Raw genomic sequence first — 9,461 nt, forward strand, 5'->3', positions numbered from 1 at the left:
CGGGCCCTGCGGCCCGAGCCGGGCGCGGCCGCGGTGCCGTCCGGCCCGTTCCCGGCGCCGCTCTCCACTGCCGGAAGGGCGTTCGGGATCGGTGGTGCGGGCAGTTCGGGACGCCCGTCCTGCTCCTCCTCGGGCCGTACCCGGCGGGCCCGCCGCCCGCTCGGCCGTACGCCCTCCGCGGGCACGGGAGTGCCGCTCGCCGGATCGCCCTCCTCGTCGGGGCGCCGCAGCGCGCGGCGCCGCCCGGTCGGGGCCTCGCTCTGGTCGGCGGCGGCCGGGATCGCCCACGGGGGGCCGACGGCGGCCGCGCCGTCCTCGGCGGCCTCGGCGGTCTGGTGGGGCCGCGGGGTACGCGGCCCCTCGGCCGGGGCGGTACGCGGCCCCGTACCCGTATCACCCGTACGCGTACCGAAGGACGCTGTCTCGGGCTCGACCTCGACCTCTGGCTCGGACGCCGGCGCGGCAGCGGGCCGGGCGGATCCGGCCGCACCGGCGGACTCAGGGGACCGTTCCCGCGGGCTCTCTGTGGCCGCCGCGGCGCCCTGCTCACCCGAAGCGGCCGCGGCCTGCGGCTTCTTCGCCGTGCCCGGCTTCTTGCCGGACGGGCCGGTGACGGTGCCGCGCGGGACCTCCAGGACGTAGGCGCTGCCCTGGCCCGGTACCTCGTGGGTCTGGAGGACACCGCCGTGCCGTTCGACGATGCCGCGGGCGAGCGGGAGGTGGACCGGGTCGCCGCCGGCGTGCGGGCCGCGGACATCGATCCGTACCACGTCGCCACGCTGCGCCGCCGCGACCACGATCGTGGAGTCGCCGCTGAACGCGATGGCGTTGCCCGCGGAGTCCACGCCCGCCACGTCGGCGATGAGGTGGGCGAGGGCCTGGGCCATCCGGTCCGGGTCCACCGAGGCGGCGATGGGCGGGGCGTGCACGGCGTACTGCGCGCGCCCGGGACCGATCAGCTCGATCGCGCCCTCGACGGCCGCCGCGACGACGTCGTCCAGGCCCACCTCCTCGCGACGCAGCTTCTCCTCGCCGCGGTCGAGCCGCTGGAAGGCCAGCACGTTGTCGATGAGGGTGGTGATCCGGGCGTACCCGGCGGCGAGGTGGTGCAGGATCTGGTTGGCCTCGGGCCACAGGTGTCCGGCCGGGTCGGCGGCCAGACCGGTCAGCTCCCCGCGCAGTTCGGCCAGCGGCCCGCGCAACGAGGTGTCCAGCAGCGCGCTGAGCTGCCGGTGACGGCCGGCGAGCGCGTCGTACGAGCTGCGGTCGGTGAACGTCATCACCGCCCCGACCAACTGCTCCCCGTCCCGTACCGGCGCCGTCGTCAGATCGACCGGCACCGCCCGGCCGTCCTTGCGCCACAGCACCTGGCCGCGCACCCGGTGCTTACGGCCGCTGCGCAGCGTGTCGGCGAGCGGCGTCTCCTCGTACGCGAGCGGCGTGCCGTCCGGGCGCGAGTGGTGCACCAGCGGGTGCAGTTCCTTGCCACCGAGGTCGGTGGCCCGGTGGCCGAGGATCTGCGCGGCCGACGGGTTGACCAGCACGACCTTCCCGGCCGTGTCCACGCCCACCACGCCCTCGGCCGCGGCGCGCAGGATCATCTCGGTCTGCCGCTGCTGGCGGGCGAGTTCGGCCTCGGTGTCCACCGTGCCCGACAGGTCCCGCACCACCAGCATCAGCAGTTCGTCGCCCGTGTAGTGGGGCATCCCGTCGCCGTACTCGGCGTACGGTGTCCGGCCGCCCTCCAGGTTGGCGCTGGTCACCTCGACGGGCAGCTCACTGCCGTCGGTGCGCCGCGCGACCATCCGGGTCGGCTTGGTCCGGGTGTCCGCCGCGGCCTCGCGCGGGCTGCGCATCGACCCCGGAATGCGCTTGGAGTCGAACGCCGGCAGCAGATCCAGCAGGCCGCGGCCCACCAGCGCCGTGCCGGGCGACTCGAACGTCTCCAGCGCTATCGCGTTCGCGTTCACCACGGTGCCGTTGACATCGACCAGCAGCAGCGCGTCCGGAAGGGCGTCGAGTATCGAGGCGAGGCGAGCAGCGCCTCTGGATGGCCGGCTGCTCACGAGACGCGTCCTCTCTGTTACCGCATGTACCGCGTGCTGCTGTACTACGTGCGTATGCGCGTGTTCGTCCGTTCTCCGTCCGTGTACATGCGCCGGGTGGTCGGGTGCGGCTCTCGTTCAAGGAGGCGTGCCTCTTCACGAGGCACGTCTCTTTCGCGAGGCGTGGCCGGCTGTTGTCACGGGCGGCACGTCGTGCCGCCACCCCCGGGGCATGTCACTGGACCGAGTGTACGGGTCGGGGGTCGGGGGGTTCGGAGGGTTCCGGTTTTCACGCGGTGCCGGGCTTCGGCGGCGGGGTCAACTCCGCAGGTCCTCCGTGGCAGGGGTCCCGTTTTCTGGGGCGTTGCCGTTTTCCGGGGTGGCGATGCTTTCCGGGGTGGCGATGCTTTCCTGCGCGGTGCCGTTGTCCGGGGCAGGGAGGGCGGGAACCATCCGGGACCAGCGGGCGACCTCGCAGCCGTTGGTACGGCGGTACTCCTCGGTGACACGGCGGCCGTGCCACATCCCGGTCACCTTCGCCGTCTGCGGCCCGCCGTAGATCATCGAGCACGCCTGATCCGCGGGGACGGCGGGCAGCGGGCCGCCGATCCCGGCGAGGTGGGCGCACGCGTCGCCGTCGTGGTCGTCGCCGTCCTCCTCATGTCCGCAGGTCAGGGCGTACGTCCGGGAGTTCCCGGCGCCGTCGTCGTACGCCACGGTGAGGAGGCCCATCCGGCTGACGGGGACGCCCATGGCGGCGGTGGGCGGGCCGGCGGCGAGGAGTGCGGCGGCGGCGAGGAGGAGGGTGGGGGCGAGGGTGGCCACGCGGGGGCGGGAAGCCGGGCCGCTGGGTCCGGCCGGCGTGCCGGAGATCCTGGTGGCCGTGCCGGGGCGGGGCTCCGGGGGGAAGGGACTGCGTGTGTGCGTCATGGGCACTCCTTATGTCAGGAATGGCCGCATATGTGGTGAATCACCCGTACGTGGGCGTGGCGCCCCGCGTTTCCGGGGTGACCCGTCCCGCCGGCTTCGGCCAACCCCTTTGCCCTGCCCAGGGGGGGCCTTGTACCGTAGTCTGCGATTGGTCCCAGCCCTCCCGGCTGTGTCATCATCTGCACACGCGCCCGCTCACCCGGGCACGTACCCAGGAGGCGTCGCCTAGTCCGGTCTATGGCGCCGCACTGCTAATGCGGTTTGGGCTTTACCGTCCATCGAGGGTTCAAATCCCTCCGCCTCCGCCACTCTCTCCGGAGCCCCGTCCCTCACTCGGCGGGGCTCCCTCGTTTTCCCAGGTCATCCGGCCTCCCCCCAATCGATTTCACCTCCCGCGCCCCCTCATGTAATGTTGTCCACGCAACGCCGACCGGCCCAAAACGCCGCGAAGCGGCTTCGCACTCGTAGCTCAACGGATAGAGCATCTGACTACGGATCAGAAGGTTGCAGGTTCGAATCCTGCCGAGTGCACAACAGGTCAGAGCCCCCTCCGGATCATCCCGGAGGGGGCTCTTTCGTGCCGTACAGCAGCGGCGTTTCGTGCCGTACAGCAGTGGAGTACAGCAACCGCCTGGATCAGCTCCGGCCCGTCGCTTCCGAGAGCTGTCGCAGACGAGCCCGGCCGGCGAGCACGCGGGTCATGGTGCCCGGCTCATCGGGTGCCGTACGTCGTCGTGAAGACCGGGCCCCGACCGTCCTGCCACAGCTCCCCGGCCTGCCGCAGGGGCTGGGGTGCCGGTCCGGCGCCTTTGACATAGACACCCAGGAGAGTTACACACGGTATACGAGCAGCGTCTCATATGATCGGAACACGTCGGTGAGTGGTCTCTGCGGCGCCGGGGGCGCCGAAGCGCTGACCGGCCGGGTGGTCGCGGATGCGGCAGAGGTGTTCGGGCTCCTGGGGTCGGCAAGCCGGCTGCGGCTGCTGACCGGGCTGCTCGGCGGGGAACGGTGCGTGCACGACCTGGCAGCCGAGGCGGGGCTGAGTCAGTCGGCGGCGTCGCACGCGCTGCGGCTGCTGAGGGCGCGGCGGGTGGTGTCCGCGCGGCGCGACGGCCGGCACCGCTGGTACTTGCTGGACGACGCGCATGTGCGGATGCTCGTGGAGCAGGGGCTCGCCCACAGCGCCCACACCGGCTCCGAGCAGTCCGAGGCCGGCCTGGGCGACGGGGGCAGGCAGGCCCACCGGCCGTCGGCACCGGGCGGGACCACGCCGGTGTCCGAACCACGGGGGAATGGGAGGTCCGGGAGGTGACCGGTCACAGCCGTGCCCGCGCGGGGGCCGCCGCCCCGCCGCCGCAACGGTCCGCAGGGGTACCCGTCGTCCAGCACACAGCGATCCAGATCGAACCCGCCGTCCACCGCGACCGCACCGAGGCACCATGGTGACCATCCCCACGCCGACCACCGACCCCCGCCCGCCCGAGACCACACCCGCCGCCTCCGGGACGGTACGGGTGCTGCGGCCGGTCGGGATGGTGGATGTGCGGGAGCAACCCGGCGTACAGGAGCTGGAATACGGCCCAGACGCGATCCTGGTGCTGACGGGGCTGCCGGGCGCGGGGAAGAGCACGCTGATGGAGCGCTGCGCGCGGGCGCCGCTGGCCGACTCCCAGATGGTGCGCGACCGCTGGGCCGCCCGCCTGCCCGGGTGGATCGGCTACCCGCTCTACCGGCCACTGGTACGGGTCGAGCACTACTGGCAGCTGCACCGGGCCCTGCGCGGCGGCGGCCCCCTGGTGATCCACGACAGCGGCGCCCAGCGGTGGGTGCGTGCATGGCTGGCCCGTACCTGTCTCCGGCAGGCCCGGCCCGTTCACCTCCTCGTGCTCGCCGTCGACGAGGACGAAGCCCTCGCGGGGCAGGCGGCCCGCGGCCGCCAGGTGACGCGGTACGCCCTGGCCCGCCACGTGCGGGCGGCGCGCGCTCTCGGCCGCCGCCTGGCCGCGACCGGTTCCCCGCCACCCGGGTTCTCCTCACTGGTGGTGGTCGACCGGCCCGGCGCCGCCCGCCTGCTGGAGATCCGCTTCGCACCCGCCTGAACGGCGCCGCTTCCCTGAGGCGCCGCGGACGAGTGGACGGCGGTCACGGTGCCCTCCCGCGCCGCGCGCCGGGCGCAGGCCACGGTCCCGTCGAGCCGTTCACGGACGGGCTTGCTCGGCGGACCCTGCCGAGTGCATACGACAGCCGGGGTGTCGAGGGGGGCCGCTCCGCGTGCGGATGTGCCGAAGAAGGACGGGCCGCGCTCAGGCCGGGGCCGGGCACTCCCCCGGGGCGCCCGTGCACCGCACGAGGTCTCGGCAGACGTAGGAGCCCGCCGTGTAGTAGCGGGTCACCTGGTCGTACGGATGCCGTGCGATCCGCTCGCGCGCGTAGCCGATCACGGTGTCCGCCGGGACGGCACTGGGCGGCGGCGGTGACTCCGCGAGTTGGGCCGCCAGCCAGGTCAGGGCGGCTTCCGGCTCGGTGAAGGTGCCCACCAGCATGCCGCGCGGCTTCCGCAGCCACTCCCGTACGACCAGCGGCGGCGTGGCGCTCAGCGGATCCCGCGCGTCCCGGTCCTCCGGCTTCGTCGGGCCCGTGTACGCGTACGCGTGCCAGTGGTCCACATCTCTCCCGCGGAGCCCGTGCCCTCTGCTGCCCGTCCCCCCGGATACCGACCGTAGGCAAGGGGCCGAGCGCGGCTCGGCGCACCGGTCCGGACGGACGCGAGTTCATCCCAACGGGCCATGCGCGGGCCTTCGCCGCGCCGCTCCCGGAAGGTTCTTGAGGCCGGCGTCGTCGGCGGAGGTGCGGTCGGCGGCTACCTGGTCCTGCCGTGGTACGGCACCTCGGTGCCCAGCACCTGGCGGATCACGGACTGGCATGGGCGGGCACGCGGCCGGGGTACTGCCAGGCGAAGATTCCGGGAAGGGCCCGGGCCGGGGAAGCGTGCCTCCGGGGCGGTCAGGAATGCGGGGGGAGGGTGAGATCCGGCCATGGAGGGCAGGCCCGGCCACGGCGGCTGTGGCGTCGGCCGTGAGAACCGTAGGAGAGGCTACGAGATCGCGCCGCGCAGGCGCTGCGTGCGGTCGACCAGTTCGACCAGGGCCACCCGCTGGCCCGGGGTGAGGTCCCCCGCCAGGCCGGTCTCGCGGATGTGGGCGCGGATCAGGAGTTCGTGGGAGTCCAGCACCCCCATGCCGGGGACAGCGCGGATCAGGGCCGAGACCCGGACGTCCGCCGCGTCACCGTCGATCGACGCGGCCCGCCGCAGTACCCGCGAGAGCCCGGCGGTGCCGTCCGTGGCCACCTCGCTCAGCACCAGGGCCCGCCGGTGGCTGGTCTCCGGGGGTACCTGATCGTGCCGCGACCTGAACCCTGTCATCGAGCACACCTCGCTCCGGTTCACACCGATACGTGCTCTCCCTCGGTCGAGGGTACGCCCGCCCTGGAGGGGTGCACATCTCGTACGGGGTGTGCGCGGGTGCCTACGGTACGGCGATCGCCGCAACCGTCTCCGCTCCCCCGGTGCGTGGTCGCGGCGGCCCCGTACCCGGCCCCGGCGGCTCCTCCCGCCACCCCCGTGAACACACCGGCCTCGCAGTCGAACATGCGTTTGGTCCGTTTCCGGGTGCGAGCGGTGGAAAGGCGAGCGGGTGGAAACCGTCCCGTCAGAGGCGTTGCCGCGCCGACGACCGACGAGAACGACCGACGAGAACGATGGGCGAGAACGACCGACCAGAACGACCACGACGGAGACAACAGCGACTACGGCGACAACTCAGACGACGGAGGTGAGGAGCCGTGACGCACGCGAACGTAGAGGCGCACACGAACGCAGCGGCGCACGGGACGGCGAGCGGGAACGGGAAGGTGGCCGAGAGGGCCGCCGGGAAGGCCGCCGGGAACGGGTCCGGCCGGTCGGTGGGCACACTGGTGAAGCAGGGCACCGAGCAGTTGTCCGAGCTGATACGGCAGGAACTGCGGCTGGCACAGGTCGAGTTGACGCGTAAGGGCAAACGGGCCGGGCTGGGTGGCGGGCTGTTCGGCGCGGCCGGACTGATGGCCTTCTTCGGCCTCGCGGCGCTGATCACGGCCGCGATCGCGGCGATCGCCAATCCGCTGGCCGTCTGGTCCGCCGCGCTCATCGTGGCGGGCGGGCTGCTGCTGATCGCCGGAATCCTGGCGATGGCCGGCCGGAGCGAGGTGAGGCGGGCGGCGCCACCCGTACCGGGCGAGGCGGTGGAGAGCGTGCGGCACGACCTGGAGACGATCAAGGAAAGGGCGAGGCGATGACCCGGGGCGACCACCACAAGACCGACCCCGCGCTGGCGGAGATGGAACAGCAGATCGCCCGGACCCGTGAGCGGCTGGGCGCCACCGTCGAAGAGCTGGCCGCGAAGGCGGACGTCCCCGGACGCGCCAAGGCCAAGGCCGCGGAGGCGGCTTCCCGGGTCCGGGAGACGGCACATCGCGCGGCCACGTCCCGTCCGGTCTCCCGGCTCCACGTCGGCGGTAGGGCGGGGCCCTCCACGGAGACGGGCGCGACCGCGGCGCAGAACGTCGCCGCGGGCACGGGGAAGACGGTCCGGGAGACCGGAGCACATGTCGCGGACACCGTTCAGGAAACGGACGCCCGGGCGGGCGCGAAGCTGAGCCGTGTCGACGAGGACCAGGCCCGTACGCTCTACGGGGTCGCCGCCCTCGCCCTCACTGCGGCCACTCTCGCCGCACTGCTGTGGGCCCGCAACCACGGCGACTTCGGCTGAACCCCCGCGCGAACCGCGGCCGCCTCGTGGGGGTTTCCGGTGCCTGGGCGCTGCGCCCCGGCGCCCTTGTGGCTGCCGCCGGGCACCCGCACCGCGACCTGCACCGGCGGCTGCGAGAGGTCGCCGCGACGCCGGAGCTGCAGCGGACGGGCGGGCGACGGTAGCCCGGAGGACGGCTCTCTCCGGTGGCTGGGGGTGCGGGCCCCGCCCTGGGGTACGACGCCTCCGGCCGCGGGCCGGGCGGGCCTTCCGGCCGCGCCCAGGTCGCACGACTCCCCGACCATGCCCGGGTGCGCGGCGGTGGCGGTCAGGCTCTACCGTCGTGCGGGTGACGACCTTCACCGACAGCGGCCACGCCGAGCTCCCCGGTGCCGGCGGCCCGTACGCCACCACCGAGGCCGACCCGAACGCCGTGGGCCGGGTCCGTACCTCCTACGCCCCGGCCCACGACGGCGACCCCGATCCCGGCGAAATCGTCTGGACCTGGGTTCCGTTCGAGGAGAACGACGGCCGCGGCAAGGACCGCCCGGTCCTCGTCGTCGCCCGCGAGCCCGGCGGTACCCTGCTCGCCGTCCAGCTCTCCAGCAAACGCCACGACGGCGACCGCGAATGGGTCGCCATCGGCACCGGGCCCTGGGACCGCGCCGGGCGCGACTCCTGGGTCGCCCTCGACCGTGTCCTGCGCCTGCACGAACAGGGCATGCGCCGCGAGGCCTGCGCCCTCGACCGCGGCCGCTTCAACCTGGTGGTCAACCGTCTCAAGGAGCTCTACGGCTGGAGCTGAGACCGGCCGGGTGCCCGTGGAGGCGGAGCCGTGCGAGCAGGATCCGCTCAGCCCACGTGCACCCGCGGTCGCCGGTCCCGGTCGGGCTCCGCCTCGCGCAGCACTTCCCGGGTGACCGGCGCGACCTCGCCCTGCCCGAAGAGGAGGAAGCGGAGGAAGTTCGCGAACGGACTGCCCTCGGTCCACTCGAAGTAGATGTGCGGCTTGGTGTCCGTGAGCTCGCGGACGTGCAGCAGGAGGGCGGCCAGCGCGTTGGGGACGGACGTTCCGTCCAGGGTGAGGACCCGGTAGCGGCCGTGCAGCACCTGGCCGCGCACGGTGACGGCCGATTCGAATTCGGAGGCGTCGCGGACGGTGACCTCCACGAAGACGAAGTCCTCCTCCGCCGGGATGTCGTTGTCGGCCCGGATCTGGTGGATCTTGTCGCGGTACTCGGCCGGGTCGCGCCGGTCGGGTTCGTTGGCGATGAAGCGGATCCGGCGGGTGGCGATGTCCCGTACGAAGCGGGTCGCCAGCTCGTCCAGCTCCACGCTGGTGACGCGCAGTTCGAAGGCGCGGGCCAGCCGGGAGAGCAGCGAGACGAGTATGATCCCGGCGATGAAGCAGGCACCGATCTTCACACCGTCCGGCCGCTCCACGACGTTCACCACCGTCGTGTAGAGGAACACCACCGAGATCACGGCGAAGGCTATGGTCCAGTTGCGTTGCCGGTCCTGGCGGGCGGCTATGGTCACCGCGATGGCCGCCGAGCTCATCAGGACGAGCACACCGGTGGCGTACGCGCCGCCCTGCTTGTCCACGCTCGCGTCGAAGATCCAGGTGACCAGGAACGCCACCACGGTGAAGACCAGCACCATCGGCCGCACCGCCCGCGCCCAGTGCGGCGCCATC

9 protein-coding genes, 2 tRNA genes and 1 pseudogene are annotated in these 9,461 nt (G+C 73.2%); 7 read left to right on the plus strand and 5 right to left on the minus strand.

Going from position 1 to position 9,461, the window contains the following annotated elements:
- Together VIW71_RS09470 and VIW71_RS09475 are read right to left on the minus strand one after the other, a co-directional pair.
- Positions 1 to 2,066, minus strand: a 2,066-nt coding sequence (locus tag VIW71_RS09470; RefSeq protein WP_331621622.1) for a PAS domain-containing protein, incomplete at its 3' end; no start/stop codon positions are given.
- A gap of 297 nt (positions 2,067 to 2,363) precedes the next feature.
- On the minus strand, positions 2,364 to 2,975 hold the full coding sequence (locus VIW71_RS09475; RefSeq protein WP_331621623.1) for an SSI family serine proteinase inhibitor: 612 nt from the start codon (positions 2,973 to 2,975) through the stop codon (positions 2,364 to 2,366).
- Between the two features lie 214 nt (positions 2,976 to 3,189).
- On the opposite strand from VIW71_RS09475, the gene VIW71_RS09480 reads away from it, so the two are divergent.
- From VIW71_RS09480 to VIW71_RS09495, 4 genes are all read left to right on the plus strand, one after another.
- Positions 3,190 to 3,283 (plus strand) — tRNA-Ser (locus VIW71_RS09480).
- A 150-nt stretch (positions 3,284 to 3,433) separates the two neighbouring features.
- Positions 3,434 to 3,506 (plus strand) — tRNA-Arg (locus tag VIW71_RS09485).
- A gap of 346 nt (positions 3,507 to 3,852) precedes the next feature.
- The gene (locus VIW71_RS09490) at positions 3,853 to 4,290 is read left to right on the plus strand and encodes an ArsR/SmtB family transcription factor (RefSeq protein WP_331621624.1); all 438 of its coding nucleotides are present in this window, start codon (positions 3,853 to 3,855) and stop codon (positions 4,288 to 4,290) included.
- 127 nt (positions 4,291 to 4,417) lie between these two features.
- Positions 4,418 to 5,077 (plus strand): AAA family ATPase, encoded by a 660-nt coding sequence (locus VIW71_RS09495; RefSeq protein WP_331621625.1) that lies wholly within the window; start codon positions 4,418 to 4,420, stop codon positions 5,075 to 5,077.
- A gap of 204 nt (positions 5,078 to 5,281) precedes the next feature.
- On the opposite strand, the gene VIW71_RS09500 is transcribed toward VIW71_RS09495, so the two are convergent.
- Together VIW71_RS09500 and VIW71_RS09505 are read right to left on the minus strand one after the other, a co-directional pair.
- Positions 5,282 to 5,644, minus strand: coding sequence for a hypothetical protein (locus VIW71_RS09500; RefSeq protein WP_331621626.1), 363 nt, complete (start codon positions 5,642 to 5,644; stop codon positions 5,282 to 5,284).
- A gap of 428 nt (positions 5,645 to 6,072) precedes the next feature.
- A complete protein-coding gene (locus VIW71_RS09505) occupies positions 6,073 to 6,402 on the minus strand; it encodes a hypothetical protein (RefSeq protein ID WP_331621627.1) in 330 nt (109 codons plus the stop codon).
- A 488-nt stretch (positions 6,403 to 6,890) separates the two neighbouring features.
- Between VIW71_RS09505 and VIW71_RS09510 the strand changes: the two genes are divergently transcribed.
- The 3 genes from VIW71_RS09510 to VIW71_RS09520 all read left to right on the plus strand — a co-directional run bounded on the left by VIW71_RS09510 (position 6,891) and on the right by VIW71_RS09520 (position 8,570).
- Complete coding sequence (locus VIW71_RS09510) at positions 6,891 to 7,313, plus strand: phage holin family protein (RefSeq protein ID WP_331621628.1); 423 nt, start codon at positions 6,891 to 6,893, stop codon at positions 7,311 to 7,313.
- The gene (locus VIW71_RS09515) at positions 7,310 to 7,786 is read left to right on the plus strand and encodes a DUF3618 domain-containing protein (protein WP_331621629.1); all 477 of its coding nucleotides are present in this window, start codon (positions 7,310 to 7,312) and stop codon (positions 7,784 to 7,786) included. The genes VIW71_RS09510 and VIW71_RS09515 overlap by 4 nt, the downstream gene beginning before the upstream one ends.
- Before the next feature lie 328 nt (positions 7,787 to 8,114).
- Complete coding sequence (locus VIW71_RS09520; protein ID WP_331621630.1) at positions 8,115 to 8,570, plus strand: type II toxin-antitoxin system PemK/MazF family toxin; 456 nt, start codon at positions 8,115 to 8,117, stop codon at positions 8,568 to 8,570.
- Positions 8,571 to 8,617: 47 nt separating this feature from the next.
- Here VIW71_RS09520 and VIW71_RS09525 read toward each other — a convergent pair.
- Positions 8,618 to 9,461: pseudogene (locus VIW71_RS09525) on the minus strand (amino acid transporter); the annotation flags it as partial.

The sequence above is a fragment of the Streptomyces sp. genome (assembly GCF_036524955.1).
In the GTDB taxonomy this organism is placed as follows: domain Bacteria; phylum Actinomycetota; class Actinomycetes; order Streptomycetales; family Streptomycetaceae; genus Actinacidiphila.